This is a genomic window from Nitratireductor aquibiodomus, assembly GCF_900105565.1.
GTDB lineage: Bacteria > Pseudomonadota > Alphaproteobacteria > Rhizobiales > Rhizobiaceae > Nitratireductor > Nitratireductor aquibiodomus.
On record NZ_FNSL01000001.1, the window covers coordinates 3,408,301 to 3,427,458 of the forward strand.

Below are 19,158 nucleotides of genomic sequence, written 5' to 3' on the forward strand. Positions count from 1 at the left end.
GGCCGGAAAGATGACGGACCGGCCAGCCGTCCCACCCCCGGCGCGCCTCAAAAAGCGCGCCGAGTTTCTGGCCGTCCGTCGCGGTGAAAAGCGACGCGGGCGGCTTTTTCTGCTGGAAGTGCTCGATCGCGGCGATCAGGACCCGCCACGGCTGGGCATTACAGTCACGAAGAAAGTCGGCAACGCGGTCGTTCGAAACCGCGTGCGCCGGCGGCTCAAGGAAGCCTGCCGCCTCCATGCGGTTCACGACATGGCCGCCGGCAAGGATTATGTGATCGTGGCGCGGCGTTCTGTGCTTGACGCGCCGTTCGCCTCCCTGAAAGACGAGCTTTCCCGTCGCATCGGAGAAACCGGTGCCGGGCGTGGAAAGGGCAAGGACATCGATGGATAACAATCGCAATTTCCTCATCACGATCGCGCTGTCCGTGTTGATCCTGACGCTCTGGCAGGTTTTCTACATGAACCCGCGCATCGAGGCGCAGCGCGAGACGGCCCAGATCGAAGAGCGACAGGCCGCTGAAACGGCCCCGGCCGGAACGGCTTCAAGTGGTGAGAACAGCGATATACCGTCGCCTTCGGGCGGTGATGGCGCCGTGCCCGGCACGGCCAGCCAGTCCGCTGCTCCGCTTGACCGGGCCGCAGCCGTAGCCGGCAGCGCGCGTGTGAAGATCGATACGCCGCGCATTTCCGGGTCCATCAATCTGACCGGCGCGCGTCTTGATGATCTGCTCCTCAAGGATTACCGGGTCACGGTCGAGAAGGACTCGCCCAACATTCAGTTGCTCAACCCTTCGACCGGCCCCGACGGCTATTACGTCGAGACGGGCTATGTGGGCGGTGAGGCAGCAGGAACGCTGCCAGGTCCTTCGACCGAGTGGACGCTTGCCGAAGGCGAGACGCTCACCCCGTCGAGCCCCGTCACGCTCTCCTACACCAATGAGAAGGGCCTGACCTTCAAGCGCACCTTCTCGGTCGACGAGAACTACATGTTCACGGTTTCCGACACGGTGGAAAACGCCTCGGGTGCTGCCGTCGCACTGCGCAACTACGGCCGCACCACCCGCATCGGAACGCCAAAGACCTCCGGCATCTACATCCTGCATGAAGGCCTGATCGGCGTGACCGGCGAGGAGGGCCTGCAGGAAATCGATTATTCGGATGTCGAGGAGGAAAAGATCAGAAAGCCGGCGAAATCCTCCGATGGCTGGCTAGGCATTACCGACAAGTATTGGGCCGTCACGATGGTCCCCCGAACCGGTCAGGATTTTCAGCCGCGCTACACTTACTCCGGCGACGGCAAGCCGCGCTATCAGGCCGACTATCTGACCGACGAATTCATGATCTCCGATGGCGCATCCACAACCAGCGAGCTCATGGTTTTCGCCGGCGCCAAGGAAACCAATGTCGTCGATGCTTATGAAGACGACCGGGGCATCCGTCAGTTCGAGCTTCTGATCGACTGGGGCTGGTTCTATTTCATCACCAAGCCGATGTTTTATCTCATCGACTGGCTGTTCAAGCTGCTCGGCAATTTCGGCGTCGCCATTCTGGCCACCACGGTTGTCGTCAAGCTCATCTTCTTCCCGCTCGCCAACAAGTCTTACAAGTCCATGGCGAACATGAAGAAGGTCCAGCCTGCCATGATGGAAATCCGCGAGAAATACGCGGACGACAAGATGAAGCAGCAGCAGGCGATGATGGAGCTCTACAAGAAAGAGAAGATCAATCCGATTGCCGGCTGCTGGCCGATCCTGATTCAGATCCCGGTCTTCTTCGCGCTCTACAAGGTTCTCTACGTCACCATCGAGATGCGCCACGCGCCCTTCTTCGGCTGGATACAGGACCTTTCGGCGCCCGATCCCACGTCTATCTTCAACCTGTTCGGCCTGCTGCCTTACGACGTGCCGGCCTTCCTGCTGATCGGTGTCTGGCCGTTGATCATGGGCATCACCATGTTCCTGCAGATGCGCATGAACCCGACGCCCCCCGACCCGACACAGGCGATGATCTTCAACTGGATGCCGGTGATCTTCACCTTCATGCTGGCCACGTTCCCGGCTGGTCTGGTGATCTACTGGGCCTGGAACAACTTCCTGTCCATCGTCCAGCAGGGCGTGATCATGAAGCGCCAGGGCGCCAAGATCGAACTCTGGGACAATCTGGCAGGTCTGTTCAAGAAAAAGCCGAAACCGGCCGAATAGCCAAACAAACGAAAAGGCTCGCGAAAGCGGGCCTTTTCCATTTCAGATGTTCAGATGTGCTTCTACCCCAGCATTTCGCGCAGGGCGATGCGCTTGTAATCCTCCACCAGCTGTCGCCCCTCTGCTTCGCCCACCTGAATGGCAAGCCGCATGGTGGCTTCGCCCAGATGGATGATCAGCAGGGCGGTCGAGGCGGCGGAATCGGGATCGCGTTCGGGTGACGCGCGCAGCATTGCCTGCGCCAGTTCCTGCGCATTGGCTCTCGCATCTTCAAGGTCGAGCAAAGACAGCGTCTTGTCTGCCTGCGTGCCCGACCAGATATCGCGCATGACCGGCTCGGACAGGAACATCGCGTAATACTCGTCGATCAGCGCGGTGAATTCCTTCCTGAGGCTCGCCAGATCATGAACCTCTTCCAGCCCTTCGCAGATGCACGCCCTGCCGAGCGCGTTGTAGTGTTCCGCAAGCGTGCGAATGATCGCCGCCTTGTCGGGAAAATACTGGTAGAGCGAGCCGATTGAAATGCCGGCACGCTGTGCCACCTCACTCATCTTCATCGCCTCGCTGCCGCTCTCGGCAATGATGCTCCGCGCGACGTCAAGAATGCGTTCCACACGCTCCCGCGCGCGCTTTTGCGTGGGCGTCCTGCGTGCCGCGATGGCGCCGGGCGTCTCTGTCTCCGTCATGCCTGATCCATTTTATGAGTGTTTCTCATATTTCTGTTGACATACATAATATGAGAATTTATCACTTTTGCAAATGTGAGGATTTGTCACTTTATGGAGAGTGAAATGACCAGGCACGATTCCGACCGCAGCAAACCCGTTCTCGTCACTGGTGGCACGGGCAAGACGGGCCGCCGCCTTGCCGAGCGACTGAAAAACGCAGGCGTACCCGTACGTATCGGTTCGCGCGGGGCTGCGATCCCGTTCGACTGGGAAAACCCGAGCACCTGGGGTGCCGCACTCGATGGCGTTGAGGCGGCCTATGTGGCTTACTATCCAGACCTTGCCGTGCCGGGCGCTGCCGAAACCGTGGAGGCCTTTGCAAGGCTGGCTGTGAAAATGGGTGTCACCCGGCTGGTACTTCTGTCCGGTCGCGGCGAGGAGAGTGCGGAAAGGGCCGAAGAACTCTTCAGGCAAAGCGGCGCTGAGTGGACAATCCTGCGTGCCGACTGGTTTTTTCAGAACTTTAGCGAGGCCTTCTTCCTCGATGCGATCAGAGCCGGCGAGCTCGCCCTTCCGGTGGGCGATGTACGCGAACCTTTCGTCGATGCGGACGACATCGCCGATGTCGCGTTCGCGGCCCTGACCGAAAAGGGCCACGAACGGAAGCTCTACACCCTCACGGGCCCGCGCCTGATAAGCTTTCCCGAGATGGTGCGCGAGATCGGCGCGGCATGCGGGCGGGACATCCGCTTCACGCGCATCCCGGTCGATGCATTCGTTGAGGGTGCACGCAACGAGGGGCTCGATGAACCGCTGGTCGATCTTATGCGCGAACTTTTCACCGAGGTGCTTGACGGTCGCAACGAAAGCTTGGCCGACGGTGTCGAGCAGGCTCTCGGCCGCCCGCCGGTGGACTTCTCGGATTACGTGCGCCGCACGGTGGCGACAGGTGTCTGGAACAAAGTGCCCGCCGCTGACACGATCTGAAGAAATCCCGTAATCTCAAGAAAACGGAGAAACCGCCATGGCTGACGGACTTGTCTTTGCGCTCTCACTACTCGCCACGCTCGGCGCAGGTGTCATGGCGGGCTTCTTTTTTACATTTTCAAACACGGTGATGCAGGCGCTGGCACGCATTCCGGTTCCGGCAGGCATTCAGGCCATGCAGGCGATCAATGTCATCGTGCTCAACCCCGTCTTTTTCGCGGCGTTCTTTGGCACCGGGCTCCTGGGAATTCTGCTTGGTGTTCTCGCACTGCTCGGGCTGGTGCCGTCCGGCGGTGTCTGGCTCGTTGCTGGCGGGCTTTTTTATGTGGTGGGCACGTTTCTCGTCACCGTTGTTTTCAACGTTCCCATGAACGAGGCTCTGGCAAAGGTCGATCCGGCGTCGACTCAGGGCGCCGATCTCTGGCGCGATTATCTCTCCCGATGGGTCATGTGGAACCATTTGCGCACATTGGCTTCGCTGGTAGCGCTCGCAAGCTTTGTCGTGGCGCTGATGCAGCAGGCATGATTGTCTGGCCGGAAGATTTCCTCTAAAAGATGCTCCTGCAATGAAGGAGAGGCTTCGATGATCAGCTAAGGGGACCGAAGAACACGCCGCCGGGACTTGAGGTCCGGCCCTTTGCCGTTTGACGGAGGCGGTGGTCATTTCCCCTTTTGATCAAGGAGGTCTGCATGCACGGACCAGATCCTGCTACGCCATATCCGATGGCGGGCTTTCCCCGAACCGTTTTTCTCAAGAATGTCATCACCCGGCCCAACATCGAAGTGGGTGACTTTTCCTATTATGACGATCCCTGCGGCGCCGAGCGTTTCGAGGAACGGAACGTCCTCTATCACTTCGACTTTCTCGGCGATCGGCTGGTTATCGGCAAGTTCGTGGCCATCGCCCACGGCGCCACATTCGTGATGAATGGAGCAAACCATCTCATGACGGGCTTCTCCACCTTCCCGTTCAATATCTTCGGCAATGGCTGGGAGGAGGGGTTTGATGGCAAGGCCTATGTGGAGCACAGCCGGGGTGACACGATCGTCGGCAATGATGTGTGGATCGGGCGGCAGGCGCAGATCATGCCGGGTGTCACGGTTGGCGACGGGGCGGTGATCGGAGCCCACGCTGTCGTCGCCTCAGATATTCCCCCCTACGCCATCGCCGTGGGCAATCCGGCGCGGGTCCTGCGTGTGCGTTTTGCGCCCGAGACCGTTGCCGCCCTCGTTGAGATCGCCTGGTGGAACTGGCCTGCGGAGAAGATTAGCCGCAACCTTGCTGCCATCCGCGGTGCAGACCTTGATGCTCTTGCGGCAGCCGTCTGAACCCGCACCGCCGGCCGCATCATTAAACTTGACATTTTTAGTATAGTATTGTGTCTGTGTCTCCGGTCGCTCTGTTCATCAGAGGCGGCCGGAGGCTGAAAGGTGAGCGACATGATGCATTTGAGCCCAATCGACGATTTTGCATCCCATCATGCCTTTGAAGCGGAAGAGCTTGAGCGCTACCGCGGCAAATATCTGCGCGTGGAGCGGCTGCGTTCCAAGGTTCAGGCCGCCAAGCGGGCTGCCGCCGAAAGCCTGGCGCGTGCGAATGATGCACCGGAGCCGCATGACGGCAGCAACACGATCTTCGTTGCCCTGTTCGACGCCCACTGCCGGGACCGCGAAGCGCTCTTCGAGACGATGCGTGAACTGGACGAGGCCTGTGGCGAATTGCACGTGATGGCCGGCGGAATGCAGGCCGCCGAGGGATTTTCGCGCAGAAACTCTGCGCACTTAGAAGGACAGACTGGCACCAATGAGTGGATTTGAACACCGCCGCCAGGAGGCGGAAGCGCATCTCAAGATGCAGATGATGAAGGAAATGAGCGAGCTGATGCGCCGGACCGGCCTGCCGCCAATGGTCGTCATGCGCGAGGCGGTGCGCGCCATAGGTCTTATTTACCGCGAGACAGCCGCAGCACATCGGGAGCCGGCCTGTTGCCCGTGTGGATGGCGCCCGCAGGAAGCCTGCGATCTTGAATACCTCGGCCAGGCGTTGCTTGAGGCGAGCCGCAGGCCCCGCGCACGCGATCTGGGCGGAATGCAGGTTCTCGGCACCGCCTGAATGACCTGCAAAATACGGTTTCAGCAACAGCGCAGTTGACAAATGCCCCGTCAGTCTTGATGCCGTGATCTGAACGGCAATGGAGATGATGGCGTGAACGCATCACAGGATGGCGCAGCCGCCGGCAGGGCGCAGATTGATCGCGGGACCTTCCTGCGTCCGTGGGTTTTCCTGCGTGGTGCGCCGGCGATGAAGTTTCTGCCCCCGGAAGGGCCGCCTGAAGTGGCCTTTGCCGGTCGCTCGAATGTCGGCAAGTCATCGCTGATAAACGCGTTGATTGTCCAGCGTGGTCTCGCCCGCACATCCAACACGCCCGGTCGCACGCAGGAACTGAACTTTTTTGTTCCCGACGGTTATTCCGGTGCGGATGGCGACCTGCCGCCCATGGCCATCATCGACATGCCCGGCTACGGTTTCGCCAAGGCACCCAAGGCGCAGGTCGACGCCTGGACCGAAATGGTTTTCGACTATCTCAGGGGACGCGTCACGCTGAAGCGTGTTTTCCTGCTGATCGATTCCCGCCACGGCATCAAGAAGAATGACGAGGAGGTGATGGACCTGCTCGACAAAGCCGCAGTCTCCTATCAGGTGGTGTTGACCAAGATCGACAAGATCAAGCCGCCGGCGGTGGAAAAGCTGCTCGCCGCCACCGAGGCCCAACTCCGGAAACGCGCCGCCGCGTTCCCGGAAATCGTCGCCACTTCTTCCGAAAAGGGCCACGGCATGGACGAACTGCGTGACGCCATCGCCCGCGCCGTGACCGACGGCTGAGCGGAGGAACTTCAGCTCGGCATTGTTGCACCCGGTTTGAACGTCAAAGCTATGCCATTGATGCAGTGGCGCTTGCCGGTCGGCGGCGGGCCGTCGTCAAAGATGTGGCCCTGATGGCCGCCACAGCGCCGGCAATGGCACTCGGTGCGGGTCATGAAGAGGGAATTGTCCGGCCTTGTGCCGATGGCATCGGGCAGCGCTTCCCAGAAGCTCGGCCATCCCGTGCCCGAATCATACTTCACCTCGGATGAATAGAGCGGCAGATCGCAGCCGGCGCAGTGAAAGAGGCCGGCACGCTTCTCATTGTTGAGCGGGCTCGTAAAGGCGCGTTCCGTTGCCTCCTGCCGCAGCACGGCGAATTGCTGTTCCGTTAGGATCGCGCGCCACTCTTCCTCGGTTTTGGTGATTTCGAAGGTTTCAGCCATGGCGCTACCGCCGGGCCGGTCGCGCAGTACGAAAGCTCCGCCCGTCAATGCAGCCAGGGCGCCAGCCGTGCCATAGAGAAATTTGCGGCGTTTCATCGTCAAGCTCCTTTGCGCTTCTGGTGCGCATCAAATTCCGGCGGACCGTAAGCCGGATGGGCCTTCACCTCAAAGTCAAGTCGGTGTGAGGTGCGAAGGGCGGCAATGCGCCGCCCTTCGCGGTTCCGAAAGCCCCGTTCGGAACCTGCCTGTCCTTCTGCAGGGTCCCAATCAGCCCTTCGGCAGAAGAACCGTGTCGATCACGTGGATGACGCCGTTGGACTGATCCACATCCGCGATGGTTACGGTCGCCACATTCCCGTTCTCGTCGGTCAGCGTGATGCTGTCGCCGTCCATCTTGGCTTCCAGCATGCAGCCGCCGACAGTCTTGACGGGATGGTTGCCACCATCGTCGGAAATCATTTTGCCAATGGCGTCGGACATGGCCTCGGTCGCCACGACGTGGCAGGTCAGCACCGTTGCGAGCGTTTCCTTGTTCTCGGGCTTCAGAAGCGTGTCGACAGTGCCATCGGGCAGCTTCTCAAAAGCGGCGTTGGTCGGTGCGAAAACGGTGAAAGGGCCTTCGCCCGAAAGCGTCTCGACCAGACCGGCAGCTTTCACGGCTGCAACCAGCGTGGTGTGGTCCTTCGAGTTGACCGCGTTTTCGACAATGTTCTTGTCCGCATACATGGCTGCGCCGCCGACCATCGGGTTTTCGGCCAGAGCCGATCCCGTGAAAGCGAGAGCGAGCGAGCCGGCGAGAAGGGAAGCAGTGATCTTACGCATGTTTAAACTCCTCAGGTTCGTTTGCGGGACCGCCTTCGTGGTCGGCCCGTTTTGGGGAACATGAGGAAACACGGAGGGACGCTCCGGGAAGTTTCAAAAAATCTGGATTTTTTTTCGAAGCCCGAAATCAGATGTCGCGCAGGTCGCCGAGCGCAACCACCGGGCCGGTTGGCTCACCTGAAGGCGAACCGCCCAGCGGTTCGGTCGTAATGGCGAAAACGGCACCGGCATCGATGGCCGCTCCGAGCGCCTCGCTGAGTGCCACGTGCACGCTCGAGCCGACCGGAATCACGCCCAGAGAGACCGGCGGTCTGTCGCCCTCGATGGCCCAGAGCTCGAAATCGCGCCCATCGGGCCGTGCACCCGAAACATGGGAGAGCGCCACGTCGCGTTTGGTGCTGTCATAGATTGCGAGATAGCGCACGTCGGTATCGTCATGGGCTAGTGAGGCAACGAAGCGCTGTTCTTCAAGCGGCTGGCTGCCGAAGGGCAGGCTCGTATAGGTGAGGGCGACATAGGTGCCGAACGCCAGGAGTGCCGCCACCGCGACACCGCGCCAGAAGGCAAGGCTCGACCACAGGCCGGCTTTTTCTTGCGCTGCCGGCTCGGTACCAAAAAGCCGCGCGTCGATGACCGACTTCGCGTTTACCGGAGGCTCCACCGCTTCATAGGCGCCCGCCATGGGAGCGAGATGGGCTTCCCAGTGCTCCACGAGATGCGCGAAGTCCGGTTCGGTTTCGATGCGGCGCGCAGCAGCGGCGCGCTCTTCGGCTGCGAGCACGCCGAGCACATATTCGGCCGCAACGAGATCGTCGTCGCTCCTCTCGGGTCCGTGTTCGTCTGCCACTGTCATCGTTCCAGGCATTCCCTGAGCTTCAAAAGGCTGCGCCGCAGCCAGGTTCGCATCGTATTGAGCGGCACATCGAAACGTGCTGCAAGTTCGGCGTAGCTGTCACCGTTGAGATAGGCCCCGCGCACTGCCGTGGCTCGGTCGGTTTCAAGCTCGCCGAGGCAGGCATCGATCCGCCGGCGCTCGCTGCCGGCCTCGGCCATGCTTTCCGGGTTTGGCATGGGGTCGGCAACCGCCTGGGCCTCATCCAGTTCCGCCGCCGGGGCCTTGCGTGCCCGCAGCTTGTCGATCGCGTGATTGCGCGCCACCGCCACAAGCCATGTGATCGGACTGAGGTCCGTCGCGGCAAACCGGTCGGCCTTGGTCCAGATTTTCACATAAACGTCCTGCAGGGCCTCTTCGGCCTCCGCCCTGTCTTTCAAGACACGCAGACAGACGCCAAAGAGTTTCGCACTGGTGTGCCGATAAAGAAGATCGAATGCCGCACGCTCCCTGAGCGCGGTTCGAAAGATCAGCTTCGTTATCTCGTCTGGTGTCATGTAGGGGAGATTAGGTGCAAAACTCACGATGGGAAAGGCTGGCTCGCAACAGAGTTAGCGCACGTCCGCGCAAAGGCAAGCATGCCTGCGGGGCTCGAACGCAGCTTTTTATCTGCTGATCCGCAAGATCGTTTCACTTGCCGCGAAAAATGCTTTAAGAAACCGCCGTTTTGACTTTGGGGAACAACGCGATGACGGACATGACGGAAACTGCTGAAGCCCAGGCCCGCTTTCTCTCGGCGGCACTGCCTTACATGCAGCGTTATGAAAACAAGACCATCGTCGTGAAGTATGGCGGCCACGCTATGGGCGATGCGGAGCTTGGTCAGGCGTTCGCCCGCGACATCGCACTCCTGAAGCAGTCCGGCGTCAGCCCCATCGTCGTTCATGGCGGCGGACCGCAGATCGCCGCCATGCTCAAGAAAATGGGCATCGAATCGAAATTCGAGGGCGGCCTGCGTGTTACCGACGAAAAGACCGTCGAGATCGTGGAGATGGTGCTGGCCGGCTCCATCAACAAGGAAATCGTTGCGCTCATCAACGCCGAGGGCGAGTGGGCCATCGGCCTGTGCGGCAAGGACGGCAACATGGTCTTCGCCGAAAAAGCGCACAAGACCGTGGTCGATCCCGATTCCAACATCGAGCGCGTGCTTGATCTCGGCTTTGTCGGCGAACCGGTGGAGGTCGACCGCACGCTGCTCGATCTGCTCGCTCATTCCGAGATGATCCCCGTCATCGCCCCGGTGGCGCCGGGCCGTGACGGCCACACCTACAACATCAATGCCGACACCTTTGCCGGCGCCATCGCCGGCGCCGTGCGCGCCACGCGCCTCCTGTTCCTCACCGACGTGCCCGGCGTTCTCGACAGGGACAAGAAGCTGATTGACGAGCTGACCGTCTCCGAGGCGCGCGCGCTCATCAAGGATGGCACCATCTCCGGCGGTATGATCCCCAAGGTGGAAACCTGCATCGAGGCCATCGAGCGCGGGGTGGAGGGCGTCGTGATCCTGAACGGCAAGACCCCGCATTCCGTCCTGCTCGAACTCTTCACCGAGCATGGTGCGGGCACGCTGATCGTTCCGTGAGGGCACGGACGATAAAATCGCCAGAAACCGCTTGACCTGGAGTTCACTCCAGAAAGTAGATGCATATGTGCACACTATGGAGATGCACATATGCATGAGCAGAACATCATCGAGAAATTCCTTGCGGCGCTGAAAGCGGGCGATGTCGATGCGGCCTGCGCCTTCGTGGCCGCGGATGCCGTATTCATTGGCGTTCGAGCGGAAGCGAAACCATCTGTTCCGCCCTACGGAGCGCGCAGAGGGCATGAAGGATTTCGCGCCTTTCTCGCCGCGCTCGGCAACACCTTCAGCAATCAGTCGCTCACCGTGGAGCATCTTGGAGCGGGCGAGGGCGTGGCCTTCGCCAGCGGTCAGCTCGACCACACCGTCGCTTCCACCGGAAAGCGCTTCTTCAGCGAATGGGTTCTGCGTTGCCGCGTGCGCGACGGAAAGATCGCGCACTATCAGTTCTGTGAGGACAGTGCCCGGCTTGAAGAAGCGCTTTCAGCCCATATGGAGGCCGCATGAAAATAGGCGAAGTCGCGCGGCGCACGGGCCTGAGCATCGATACGCTACGCTACTACGAAAAGCTGGGGCTCATCGACCCGCCATGGCGGCAGGGTGGCCAGCGGGCCTATGATGACGCCATCGTCCCCTGGCTCGGTTTCATCAAGATGCTGAAGGCAACAGGCATGCCGCTAGCCGATGTGGAGACCTATGCAAGCCTGCGTCGGAAGGGCGATGACACGTCGGCCGAACGCCGCGGCATGCTTGAGCGTCAACGCGCGGCGGTTCTGGCAAAAATTGCCGAACTCCAGGAATGCGTCGAACTGCTCGACTACAAGATCATGAATTATGCCGAAATCGAAGCGCGCCATCGCGCCGAGGGCGGCAGGAAGGAAGACGAGAGTGACCGACCTGACAAATGAGATGGGATCGTCCGCCAGCGCACTTGAGAAGGGACGTGCGATCGCGGAAACGCTCAATCCCGATCTGGAGGCTATCCTCGCCGGACGCTACGATGCGGCGCTTCCGGGTTTTTCCGAAACGCTGATAGAGGGGGCTTATGGGCGCTTCTATGCCCGGGAAGGTCTCGATCTTAAAACGCGGCAACTCGCCACCGTGGCGGCGCTGACGGCGCTTGGTGGACAAACCGCACCTCAGCTCAGGGTGAACATCGAGCATACGCTCGCAGTCGGGGCAAGCGAACGCGAAATCCTGGAAGTGATCCTGCAAATGGCCGCCTATGGTGGCTGGCCTGCGGCCATCAACGGCATCAATGCGGCTTTGGAGCTGTTCTCCGAAAGGACAAACGCGCAGTCGGCGTCGGCCTGGGACAGTATCTGATGCAACGGGCAGCCCGCGAGCTTGCAGCGCGACTGGGTGCTTCGGCCACGTCTGCCGGGCACCGGGTCACACTTGCCCAGTCCGGGCGGCTGCGTACAGGTGAACAAAGCCGCTGGATGCGCTTTACGGCGCACCAGTGGATCGCCCTTGGAAGCCCTGCATTCAGTTGGGTCGCGAGAACAGGTCCTTTCGGCGCTCTGACCGTCAGGGACGGTTTTATTAACGGGAAGCCGGAAGCGGGTCTCTTCCTGTTCGGGGTTGTGCCCCTGAACCGCTCCCATGCTTCCGATGCGCTCACAAAGGGCGAGCTCATGCGCTATCTGGCGGAGTTACCCTGGGCCCCCGATGCGATCCTGCACAACAGCCAACTGCGCTGGGAGGACCTGCCGAATGGCGGCCTGCGGGTGACGGCAAATATCGGGTCGGTCGATGCATCGGTGATCTTCACGCTGGATGCCAATGGCCACGTTGCAACCGTCACGGCTCACGACCGGCCCCGGCAGGAGGAGACAGGCCTGCGGGAGCGCCCGTGGCATGGTGCTTTCAGCGACTACCGCCGGGTCGGTAGTCGCTGGATCCCACACGCCGCCGAAGTCGGCTGGGAGGTGAATGGCAGGCGCTTCTGCGTCTGGCATGGGCGTCTGGAATGCTGGAAGATTGCCGTGTCAGGTGAGATACGGCGCTGATCCTGCAGGAGGCTTCCGTAAGGTGGCTTCACCGAGATCGCATGTATGCGGAATACCAAGCAAATGGCCGGCACAGCGTTCCAGGAAACGGTGAACCATTCCGGCAACCCCCGACTTCCATAGCCCAACGCTGCTCAAGCCCGCCGAACCGCACGCCCGGGTGCAGGATGCGCGCATTGCGCTCCATTCGCATACGCAATCCTGTTGGTGCCAGAGCGCGGTCCTCATCCTCACGCAACGGTCTGGCAACGCCATCCTGTCGCTGACGCCTAGACCAGATCGGTAAGCGCCCTGCAGGCAGGCCTCTGATTTGCCTTGACTCCATCATTCAATTGTATAATTGAATGATGGATAAAGCCGGAAAGTTACGGCGGCTCTGTGCGCTCAACGCGTGCGTCGTCTCGGGTCGGCTTCAGGTCCCTCAACAGCTGCAGGACAATCATGGCTCCCAAGCACCACGCTCCCCCAACCGCCGGTTCGCTCGCATTCGTCATTCTGGCCACCGTGCAGGCGACACTTATCTTCACCATCGCGCTCATCACTGTGCCGCTGCCCATCATCGCCGGTGAGTTCGGCCTCACCGCAGCGGATCTGCTTCTTGTGCTCGCAGCCTATGGGTTGCCATTTAGCGGCCTGCTTCTTTTCGGTGGCAGGCTTGCCGACCGTTTCGGCGGCCGGCGCATGTTTGCCATCGGTCTCATCGTCTTCGGTGTGGCGTCGGCCATCGCGGCGCTGGCGCCCAGCTATCGCGTTCTTGTGGCGATGCGCCTCCTTCAGGGCGTTGGCGGCGCCATGGTGGCGCCCTCTGCCATGGCCGTTCTTCGAGCCCTCTTTCCGGAGCCGGCGGCATTCGGCCGCGCCATGGTCACCTGGGGCGGTGTCTCCGTTCTGGGCGCGGTGCTCGGCTTCATCGTATCGGGCGTTTTGACGAGCTGGATTTCATGGCGCTGGATGTTCGCTGTGCCGGTGGCGGTTTCCCTGCTCGGCCTGAGCGCCTCGGCGGGGCTTCTGCCGCGCGGCGTCAGCGAAAGCACGGAGCGCAGACCGGGCCTCGATCCCCTAGGCGCGGTGTTCGCCACATTGGGCATATCCCTTTCGAGCTTTGCGCTCATCGCGACTGACGATCATGGCTGGCGTTCCACCATGGTGCTTGCCCCCCTGCTGACGGGCCTCGTCCTGCTCGCCGCATTCTTCGCGATCGAGCGCCGCGTTCGCGACCCGCTTCTCCCGCCGGGGTTCATTCTGGAGCCCGTGCGCCTGACCGGACTGTTCGGCATGTTTCTCGCGGCAGCGGGCTCGGGCGTCGTCAACTTCGTGCTGTCCCTCTATCTGCAACAGATACTCGGCTGGTCGCCCTTCATGACGGCGATGGCCTTCGTGCCCTTCGCAGTGGCCCTCATCGTCATGGGGCGGGCAGCGGGTCCGCTGGTCGGCCGTTTCGGGCCGGCCCGCATGACCGGCATCGGCTTGCTGATCGCCGCCGTCGGGCTCGCGCTGCTCACGCAGATTACGCCCGATACGCGCTATCTTCCGGGCCTTCTGCCGGGGATCGTCCTTGTGGCGGTTGGCATCTCGTTCGCCTTTTCCGGCTCGGCAGTGCTTTCCACCGCAAACGTTCCCCAGAACCGGGCAGGCCTCGCCGGCGGCGTCATGAACACCGCGATGGAGCTCGGTCCCACCGTTGGGCTTGCGATCCTGATGGCGGTGGCGGCCACGCAGATCGACACCATCGCAGGCTATGCCTGGGCGTTCGGCACGGCAGCGGTTGCCTATCTGGTGGCGGCACTTCTGTCCTTTGCGTCAGGCCGGCGCATCGCGGCCCCCGCAACGCATCCCGCCGAGTAAAGCGATTTCAGGAAAAGCGGGAACGCTTCAACTGCGATCATCGCGTCAGGCCTCATTCTTGGAGTCTGACGCACACTGCCGCCCTTCCGGATTGAAAACGCTCAATAGATTGATTGACAAAGCTGTTTTTCCTATATGTTGCAAATGGATATCGAACGCGCCCAGCTTGCTCTTCTCACCGAACTCGCGGAGATCGCGCGCACATTGGGCAGTCCGCAGCGCCTGATGCTTCTTCAGCATGTGTCGCAGGGTGCGCGCTCGGTCGAGCGGCTTGCGGAACTGACGGGCCTTTCGGTCGCCAACACGTCGCAGCATCTGCAACATTTGAAGCGCAGCGATCTTGTGGTGGCAAGGCGCGATGGCAAGCGCATTCTCTACGATCTTGCCAGCGGCCCCATCAACGAACTCCTCGCATCCCTCACATATCTTGCCGAGCATAGGCGGGCCGAAATCCAGTCGGTCATCTCCGACAGCGTGAACCAGACCGAACGGCTGGAGGGCATTTCGCGGGACGAGCTTCTGGAGCGCCTTCGCGATTCCTCCGTGACGCTGCTTGATGTCAGGCCGCGCGAGGAGTTTGCCATCGGCCATCTGCCGGGGGCGATAAACATCCCGGTGGAAGAGCTGGAAGAGCGCCTTTCAGCACTGCCCGTGGAGCATGAAGTGATTGCCTATTGCCGTGGGCCCCATTGCGTTCTCTCGGTCACTGCGGTCGCTTTGCTCCGCCGAAAGGGCATCAGGACACGCCTCCTGAACGCCGGCTTCCCCGACTGGAAAGCCGCCGGCCTTTCCGTCGAGACCGGTGCCTGATCTTTTGAGCCAGTAACACCGGCCCGAAAACGCAAGCGGGTTCCCGATTTCGTGGCAACAGCGTCGTGCGTGGTTCGACGGGCTCACCATGAGGGAGGGATGTGCCTGGCGGGAAACCTATCCATAGTGTGCCTCAGGGGCGGCAGCCTATACGCCCCTCATGGTGAGCCTGTCGAACCACGCACCACATCTAAAGCAGCACCAGAAGCACGATGCCCGCGACGATCAGAAAGCATCCCGCCACTTCCGTGCGGTTGATGTGCTCGCGGAAGAAGAACACGGATGAAGCGAAGGTGAAGATCATCTCGATCTGCGCCAGCGCCTTCACCACCGCTGCCTGTTGCAGCGTCATGGCCGTGAACCAGCCGAGCGAGGCGGCAGCGCCGACAAAACCCACGAAAAGCGAAGGCTTCCACGCTTTTGCGATGCGTCCCACCTCGGCGCGGTCGCGCCAGAGCATCCATGCAAGCATGATTACGGTCTGGAACGTGATGGTAACGGCCAGCGTCGTGGTCGCCTGCATCAGATAGTTCGGCCCGCCGAGAGAAAGCGAGGCGGCCCGATAGGCCACGGCCGTCACGCCGAAAAGCGTGCCGGAGGCAAGGCCGATCAGCGCTGTGCGGCTGATGAGCGAGCGGAACAGATTGCTCCAGCTCATCGGCACGCGGGCGACCGAGATCAGCATCACGCCGATCACCGTGACCGCGATGGCAATGAGCGCGCCGAAGCCTGCCATTTCGCCAAGCAGCACAAGGCCAAAGATGGCCGCCTGCGCCGGTTCGGTGCGCGAATAGGCCGTGCCGACCGCAAAATTGCGGAAGGAAAATAGATAGATCAGCAGAAACTGCGCGGAAATCTGCCCCAGTCCACCGAGCAGCGTCCACGCGAGAAACGTGCCGTGGATCTCCGGAAACTCGTAGCCAGCAGCCGAGTGCAGCAGAAGCCACAGGACAAGAACGAACGGCATGCCGAAGCCGAAGCGCACAAAGGTCGCGCCCGTCGTGCCCATCACGCCTTTGAGGTGCTTCTGGCCAACTGAGCGCAGGTTTTGCAGGAAGGCTGCGGCGATGGTGATCGGGATCCAGATTTCCATGCCGCGCCTTTTGCTATCCCGAAGCAAATTGCGCAAGGCGCACACGCAACAAAACGGTATACCAATCTGGGCTACCGCTCGAGCCGGCACGAATGCTCTGCAAAAGCCGGTTGCGCAGATTGTCGCGCAAGGCACGTGTCTGCCATAAGGAATGTATGACAAACCAGCTCTCAGCCCACCGCATCACCGCAGATCGCTTTTCCCACGTCACCGACTGGGTGTTCGATCTCGACAACACGCTCTATCCGCATCACAGCAATCTGTTTTCGCAGATCGACGTGAAGATGACGGCTTATGTGTCCGAACTCCTGCAGATGGAGCGCGACGAAGCCAGAACGCTCCAGAAAAACCTCTACCGGGAATATGGAACGACGCTCAACGGGCTGATGGAGCGCTACAGCATCGACCCGGATGATTTTCTCGAGAAGGTGCACGACATCGATTACTCCTGGCTCGATCCCGACCCGAGGCTTGGTGATGCGATCCGGGCCCTGCCGGGCCGCAAGTTCATTTTCACCAATGGTGATCGCGGTCATGCGGAGCGTGCGGCGCGCCAGCTGGGCGTGCTCGACCATTTCGACGACATTTTCGACATCGTTGCGGCCGGTCTTCTTCCGAAGCCGGCTGCGGCCACCTATGACAAGTTCGTCGCCCTGCATCGCGTGGTGGGCGAAAACGCGGTCATGTTCGAGGATCTGGCGCGCAATCTGGCGGTGCCGAAGAAGCTTGGCATGACCACGGTTCTGGTCGTGCCCAACAATTTCGAGCCGACCTTCACCGAGATATGGGAGCAGGACGCGAACGAGGAAGACGATGTCGACTTCGTCACAGACAACCTCGCGGACTTCCTTGAAACGGCGATGAAGGCCTGACGCCGATGCGGCGTTTCACGTCTTTTGAAGCGCGCATCGACGCACTCGCGCATCGCGTGCTCGACAGGTTGCCTGCGCACGGTCTGGCGGGCGCTCTGGTTGAGTTCGTCGTATTTGGGCTGAAGCAGGCATGGGCCTGCCTTTTCGGCGGGGTGCTCCTCGCCCTGATCATCGCAACACACTACCTGTGGCCACAAAACGCCTTTCTGGCGCGCTACGATTTCCTGTTTCTGGCAGCGCTTGCCATACAGATGGTCATGCTGGCCGCCGGCCTCGAACAACCGTCTGAGGCGAAGGTCATCCTTATTTTCCACGTGGTCGGCACGGTGATGGAGCTATTCAAGACTTCGGCGGGCTCGTGGGTCTACCCGGAAGAAAGTTTCTTCCGCATCGCCGCTGTGCCGCTCTTCTCAGGCTTCATGTATGCCGCCGTGGGGTCCTACCTCGCCCGCATCAGCCGGATTTTTGACATGCGCTATACCCGTTATCCGGCTTTCTGGATGACATTGGCTCTGGCGGCAGCGATCTATGTGAATTTTTTCGCCCATCATTATACGGTCGATGTGCGCTACGGGCTCTTTGCGGCCACTGCGCTGCTTTTCGCGCGCACGTCGGTGCACTACCGTGTATTCCGGTTTCGCCATCGGATGCCGCTCTTGCTCGGGTTTCTGCTGGTGGCGCTGTTCATCTGGTTTGCAGAGAACATCGGCACCTGGTCGCGTGCCTGGATCTACCCGGATCAGTCCGGTGGATGGACGCCGGTTTCTATTTCCAAACTGGGCTCGTGGTATCTCCTGATGATCATCTCGTTCGTTCTGGTGACTGTGGTTCACCGTCCTCGAACGCCCGACAAAGCCCCCCTGGAGAATGTTCGGGCAGGCGCCGGCCAGGCCGACGCCGCCCTGTAGAGCATTTCGCAGTCAGGTGAAATCACCTGACGTTCGCGCAAACGCGGAGAAACAGGCAGATGGAGCGGAGCGGCGCTTCCATGAGACGGTGAACCGTTTTAGCGGGAGGCCGCTCCCGGCGTCAGTGGCTGTGCCCCGTATCGGACGCACTGCCGCGTGCGGGGCCTGCGGTTAGCTCCAGATCGACCTTTCCAGCCTTTTCGAATTCGAGTGTCAGCGGTATGGATTCGCCCTCCTGAAAGCCCTTTTCCACCTGCATGAACATGACGTGCAGGCCGCCGGGTTCCAGCGTCACCGTTTCGCCGGCGGGTATCGTCAGGCCGCCCTTCACCGGGCGCATGACCATCACGTCATTGTTCATTTCCATGGTGTGGACCTCCACCTTGCCGGCGCGTGGCGAGGTCAGGGTCAACAGCCGGTCATTGTCGGAGCCGGTGTTCTCGATGACCATGTATCCGCCGCCAGACGGCTGACCGGGCAGCATGGCCCGCACCCGGGGATGTGCGATTTTCAGATCACCGGCCTCAACGGCGTGGTGGTCCGCGGTCGTTTCCGTGACCTCTTGATTGGAGGCGTGATGGTCGGCACTCGTTCCGTGAGCCACTGCTCCCGTTGTGATTAGCGGGAACGCAGCCGCTGCCGCGATAAGGATGTTTGAACGCATGGTTCTGCCTTTCATGTCTGAGCTTTGAATTGCCGGAAACCCGGGCTTTAAAAGATCAGGCAGGGGCAGGGGGCGCGCGGATGCCGTGTGCCGTGTCGCTCGCAGGGTTGGTACGTGGTCCATCGCCCCAATGGGATACAGCGGCACCGTTCTCTTGCGGTACTGGCAGCACCAGTGCCAGGAGCTGCGGCGTGGCGGGCGAAAACTGGAAACCACAGGTGTGCCCGCTCAGACACAGAGGGCATTCGGTCGTGCGGGGATGTTCACGGCTGTCATCGGAGGCTGTGCCAATCCCGTAAGTCGTGCAGATGACGAAGCCGTAGGACGCCGGTGCAGCCGAAGCCAAGGCCAGCGGCTGCAGCAGCCCCATGAGCAGAGAAAGACACCCTACCGCCGCGAAAAGCTTCGCATCGCGGCGCAGGTTTCCAAACCAGCTTGTGTTGCCTCGGCAGGAGATCATCCTCAAATGCCTAGCCGATTGTTGTCCATGCCG

Annotated in this window: 25 protein-coding genes; 17 read left to right on the forward strand and 8 right to left on the reverse strand. The window is 61.0% G+C overall.

What is annotated here, in order from left to right; all coding sequences use genetic code 11:
- The first annotated feature begins 10 nt into the window (after positions 1-10).
- Positions 11-391 carry a ribonuclease P protein component gene (gene rnpA, locus BLW55_RS16070; protein WP_007009687.1) on the forward strand — a complete coding sequence of 127 codons (381 nt, stop codon included), beginning with the start codon at positions 11-13 and terminating at the stop codon, positions 389-391.
- A complete protein-coding gene (yidC, locus tag BLW55_RS16075; protein WP_090329466.1) occupies positions 384-2,201 on the forward strand; it encodes a membrane protein insertase YidC in 1,818 nt (605 codons plus the stop codon). The genes rnpA and yidC overlap by 8 nt, the downstream gene beginning before the upstream one ends.
- A gap of 62 nt (positions 2,202-2,263) precedes the next feature.
- Here yidC and BLW55_RS16080 read toward each other — a convergent pair whose 3' ends face one another.
- Entirely contained in the window at positions 2,264-2,887 is a 624-nt protein-coding gene (locus BLW55_RS16080) for a TetR/AcrR family transcriptional regulator (RefSeq protein WP_090329467.1), read from the reverse strand.
- A gap of 105 nt (positions 2,888-2,992) precedes the next feature.
- Between BLW55_RS16080 and BLW55_RS16085 the strand changes: the two genes are divergently transcribed.
- The 6 genes from BLW55_RS16085 to yihA all read left to right on the forward strand — a co-directional run bounded on the left by BLW55_RS16085 (position 2,993) and on the right by yihA (position 6,740).
- On the forward strand, positions 2,993-3,856 hold the full coding sequence (locus BLW55_RS16085) for an NAD(P)H-binding protein (protein ID WP_090329468.1): 864 nt from the start codon (positions 2,993-2,995) through the stop codon (positions 3,854-3,856).
- A gap of 37 nt (positions 3,857-3,893) precedes the next feature.
- Positions 3,894-4,382 carry an anthrone oxygenase family protein gene (locus tag BLW55_RS16090; protein ID WP_090329469.1) on the forward strand — a complete coding sequence of 163 codons (489 nt, stop codon included), beginning with the start codon at positions 3,894-3,896 and terminating at the stop codon, positions 4,380-4,382.
- A gap of 149 nt (positions 4,383-4,531) precedes the next feature.
- Positions 4,532-5,185: a CatB-related O-acetyltransferase gene (locus BLW55_RS16095; RefSeq protein ID WP_425286783.1), complete on the forward strand. Its 654-nt coding sequence runs from the start codon at positions 4,532-4,534 to the stop codon at positions 5,183-5,185.
- Between the two features lie 111 nt (positions 5,186-5,296).
- Positions 5,297-5,674, forward strand: coding sequence for a hypothetical protein (locus BLW55_RS16100; RefSeq protein WP_090329471.1), 378 nt, complete (start codon positions 5,297-5,299; stop codon positions 5,672-5,674).
- Positions 5,661-5,969: a hypothetical protein gene (locus BLW55_RS16105; protein ID WP_025030014.1), complete on the forward strand. Its 309-nt coding sequence runs from the start codon at positions 5,661-5,663 to the stop codon at positions 5,967-5,969. The genes BLW55_RS16100 and BLW55_RS16105 overlap by 14 nt, the downstream gene beginning before the upstream one ends.
- Before the next feature lie 93 nt (positions 5,970-6,062).
- Positions 6,063-6,740, forward strand: a complete 678-nt coding sequence (gene yihA, locus BLW55_RS16110; RefSeq protein ID WP_025030013.1) for a ribosome biogenesis GTP-binding protein YihA/YsxC — start codon at positions 6,063-6,065, stop codon at positions 6,738-6,740.
- 11 nt (positions 6,741-6,751) lie between these two features.
- On the opposite strand, the gene msrB is transcribed toward yihA, so the two are convergent.
- The 4 genes from msrB to BLW55_RS16130 all read right to left on the reverse strand — a co-directional run bounded on the left by msrB (position 6,752) and on the right by BLW55_RS16130 (position 9,376).
- Positions 6,752-7,261, reverse strand: a complete 510-nt coding sequence (gene msrB, locus BLW55_RS16115; RefSeq protein ID WP_007009677.1) for a peptide-methionine (R)-S-oxide reductase MsrB — start codon at positions 7,259-7,261, stop codon at positions 6,752-6,754.
- Between the two features lie 171 nt (positions 7,262-7,432).
- Positions 7,433-7,987 carry a fasciclin domain-containing protein gene (locus BLW55_RS16120; RefSeq protein WP_007009676.1) on the reverse strand — a complete coding sequence of 185 codons (555 nt, stop codon included), beginning with the start codon at positions 7,985-7,987 and terminating at the stop codon, positions 7,433-7,435.
- A gap of 127 nt (positions 7,988-8,114) precedes the next feature.
- Positions 8,115-8,840: an anti-sigma factor gene (locus tag BLW55_RS16125; protein ID WP_007009675.1), complete on the reverse strand. Its 726-nt coding sequence runs from the start codon at positions 8,838-8,840 to the stop codon at positions 8,115-8,117.
- Entirely contained in the window at positions 8,837-9,376 is a 540-nt protein-coding gene (locus BLW55_RS16130) for a sigma-70 family RNA polymerase sigma factor (protein ID WP_007009674.1), read from the reverse strand. Before BLW55_RS16130 ends, BLW55_RS16125 begins: the two co-directional genes overlap by 4 nt.
- Positions 9,377-9,567: 191 nt before the next feature.
- Here BLW55_RS16130 and argB point away from each other — a divergent pair, with 191 nt between their 5' ends.
- The 7 genes from argB (at position 9,568) to BLW55_RS16165 (ending at position 15,128) form a co-directional block, all read left to right on the forward strand.
- Positions 9,568-10,461 carry an acetylglutamate kinase gene (argB, locus tag BLW55_RS16135; RefSeq protein ID WP_007009673.1) on the forward strand — a complete coding sequence of 298 codons (894 nt, stop codon included), beginning with the start codon at positions 9,568-9,570 and terminating at the stop codon, positions 10,459-10,461.
- Positions 10,462-10,551: 90 nt separating this feature from the next.
- Positions 10,552-10,968, forward strand: coding sequence for a nuclear transport factor 2 family protein (locus tag BLW55_RS16140; protein WP_007009672.1), 417 nt, complete (start codon positions 10,552-10,554; stop codon positions 10,966-10,968).
- On the forward strand, positions 10,965-11,369 hold the full coding sequence (locus BLW55_RS16145; protein ID WP_025030010.1) for a MerR family transcriptional regulator: 405 nt from the start codon (positions 10,965-10,967) through the stop codon (positions 11,367-11,369). The genes BLW55_RS16140 and BLW55_RS16145 overlap by 4 nt, the downstream gene beginning before the upstream one ends.
- Entirely contained in the window at positions 11,350-11,787 is a 438-nt protein-coding gene (locus tag BLW55_RS16150; RefSeq protein ID WP_210184106.1) for a carboxymuconolactone decarboxylase family protein, read from the forward strand. Before BLW55_RS16145 ends, BLW55_RS16150 begins: the two co-directional genes overlap by 20 nt.
- Positions 11,787-12,473: a DUF6544 family protein gene (locus BLW55_RS16155; protein ID WP_143038447.1), complete on the forward strand. Its 687-nt coding sequence runs from the start codon at positions 11,787-11,789 to the stop codon at positions 12,471-12,473. The genes BLW55_RS16150 and BLW55_RS16155 overlap by 1 nt, the downstream gene beginning before the upstream one ends.
- Before the next feature lie 441 nt (positions 12,474-12,914).
- Entirely contained in the window at positions 12,915-14,318 is a 1,404-nt protein-coding gene (locus BLW55_RS16160) for an MFS transporter (protein WP_025030007.1), read from the forward strand.
- Positions 14,319-14,462: 144 nt separating this feature from the next.
- A complete protein-coding gene (locus BLW55_RS16165) occupies positions 14,463-15,128 on the forward strand; it encodes an ArsR/SmtB family transcription factor (RefSeq protein ID WP_025030006.1) in 666 nt (221 codons plus the stop codon).
- 190 nt (positions 15,129-15,318) lie between these two features.
- Here the strand turns inward: BLW55_RS16165 and BLW55_RS16170 are convergent, their stop codons facing one another.
- Positions 15,319-16,221: an EamA family transporter gene (locus tag BLW55_RS16170; RefSeq protein ID WP_090329474.1), complete on the reverse strand. Its 903-nt coding sequence runs from the start codon at positions 16,219-16,221 to the stop codon at positions 15,319-15,321.
- Between the two features lie 155 nt (positions 16,222-16,376).
- On the opposite strand from BLW55_RS16170, the gene BLW55_RS16175 reads away from it, so the two are divergent.
- Positions 16,377-17,093 (forward strand): pyrimidine 5'-nucleotidase, encoded by a 717-nt coding sequence (locus BLW55_RS16175; RefSeq protein ID WP_025030005.1) that lies wholly within the window; start codon positions 16,377-16,379, stop codon positions 17,091-17,093.
- 5 nt (positions 17,094-17,098) lie between these two features.
- Entirely contained in the window at positions 17,099-18,001 is a 903-nt protein-coding gene (locus BLW55_RS16180; protein ID WP_090329475.1) for a DUF817 domain-containing protein, read from the forward strand.
- 121 nt (positions 18,002-18,122) lie between these two features.
- Here BLW55_RS16180 and BLW55_RS16185 read toward each other — a convergent pair whose 3' ends face one another.
- Together BLW55_RS16185 and BLW55_RS20835 are read right to left on the reverse strand one after the other, a co-directional pair.
- Positions 18,123-18,665, reverse strand: coding sequence for a copper chaperone PCu(A)C (locus BLW55_RS16185; protein ID WP_244423505.1), 543 nt, complete (start codon positions 18,663-18,665; stop codon positions 18,123-18,125).
- Positions 18,666-18,720: 55 nt separating this feature from the next.
- Positions 18,721-19,125: a hypothetical protein gene (locus BLW55_RS20835; protein WP_177174989.1), complete on the reverse strand. Its 405-nt coding sequence runs from the start codon at positions 19,123-19,125 to the stop codon at positions 18,721-18,723.
- Positions 19,126-19,158: the final 33 nt, after the last annotated feature.

Excerpts from the sequence above, each read along its gene's own strand:
- argB (WP_007009673.1), top strand. The coding sequence starts at position 9,568 with ATGACGGACATGACGGAAACTGCTGAAGCCCAGGCCCGCTTTCTCTCG.
- BLW55_RS16105 (WP_025030014.1), top strand. The coding sequence starts at position 5,661 with ATGAGTGGATTTGAACACCGCCGCCAGGAGGCGGAAGCGCATCTCAAG.
- BLW55_RS16155 (WP_143038447.1), top strand. The coding sequence starts at position 11,787 with ATGCAACGGGCAGCCCGCGAGCTTGCAGCGCGACTGGGTGCTTCGGCC.
- BLW55_RS16100 (WP_090329471.1), top strand. The coding sequence starts at position 5,297 with ATGATGCATTTGAGCCCAATCGACGATTTTGCATCCCATCATGCCTTT.
- BLW55_RS16120 (WP_007009676.1), bottom strand. The coding sequence starts at position 7,987 with ATGCGTAAGATCACTGCTTCCCTTCTCGCCGGCTCGCTCGCTCTCGCT.
- BLW55_RS16130 (WP_007009674.1), bottom strand. The coding sequence starts at position 9,376 with ATGACACCAGACGAGATAACGAAGCTGATCTTTCGAACCGCGCTCAGG.
- BLW55_RS16165 (WP_025030006.1), top strand. The coding sequence starts at position 14,463 with ATGGATATCGAACGCGCCCAGCTTGCTCTTCTCACCGAACTCGCGGAG.
- BLW55_RS16180 (WP_090329475.1), top strand. The coding sequence starts at position 17,099 with ATGCGGCGTTTCACGTCTTTTGAAGCGCGCATCGACGCACTCGCGCAT.
- BLW55_RS16175 (WP_025030005.1), top strand. The coding sequence starts at position 16,377 with ATGACAAACCAGCTCTCAGCCCACCGCATCACCGCAGATCGCTTTTCC.
- BLW55_RS16140 (WP_007009672.1), top strand. The coding sequence starts at position 10,552 with ATGCATGAGCAGAACATCATCGAGAAATTCCTTGCGGCGCTGAAAGCG.
- BLW55_RS16185 (WP_244423505.1), bottom strand. The coding sequence starts at position 18,665 with ATGCGTTCAAACATCCTTATCGCGGCAGCGGCTGCGTTCCCGCTAATC.
- msrB (WP_007009677.1), bottom strand. The coding sequence starts at position 7,261 with ATGAAACGCCGCAAATTTCTCTATGGCACGGCTGGCGCCCTGGCTGCA.
- BLW55_RS16090 (WP_090329469.1), top strand. The coding sequence starts at position 3,894 with ATGGCTGACGGACTTGTCTTTGCGCTCTCACTACTCGCCACGCTCGGC.
- BLW55_RS16160 (WP_025030007.1), top strand. The coding sequence starts at position 12,915 with ATGGCTCCCAAGCACCACGCTCCCCCAACCGCCGGTTCGCTCGCATTC.
- BLW55_RS16145 (WP_025030010.1), top strand. The coding sequence starts at position 10,965 with ATGAAAATAGGCGAAGTCGCGCGGCGCACGGGCCTGAGCATCGATACG.
- BLW55_RS16170 (WP_090329474.1), bottom strand. The coding sequence starts at position 16,221 with ATGGAAATCTGGATCCCGATCACCATCGCCGCAGCCTTCCTGCAAAAC.
- BLW55_RS20835 (WP_177174989.1), bottom strand. The coding sequence starts at position 19,125 with ATGATCTCCTGCCGAGGCAACACAAGCTGGTTTGGAAACCTGCGCCGC.
- BLW55_RS16125 (WP_007009675.1), bottom strand. The coding sequence starts at position 8,840 with ATGACAGTGGCAGACGAACACGGACCCGAGAGGAGCGACGACGATCTC.
- BLW55_RS16085 (WP_090329468.1), top strand. The coding sequence starts at position 2,993 with ATGACCAGGCACGATTCCGACCGCAGCAAACCCGTTCTCGTCACTGGT.
- yidC (WP_090329466.1), top strand. The coding sequence starts at position 384 with ATGGATAACAATCGCAATTTCCTCATCACGATCGCGCTGTCCGTGTTG.
- BLW55_RS16080 (WP_090329467.1), bottom strand. The coding sequence starts at position 2,887 with ATGACGGAGACAGAGACGCCCGGCGCCATCGCGGCACGCAGGACGCCC.
- rnpA (WP_007009687.1), top strand. The coding sequence starts at position 11 with ATGACGGACCGGCCAGCCGTCCCACCCCCGGCGCGCCTCAAAAAGCGC.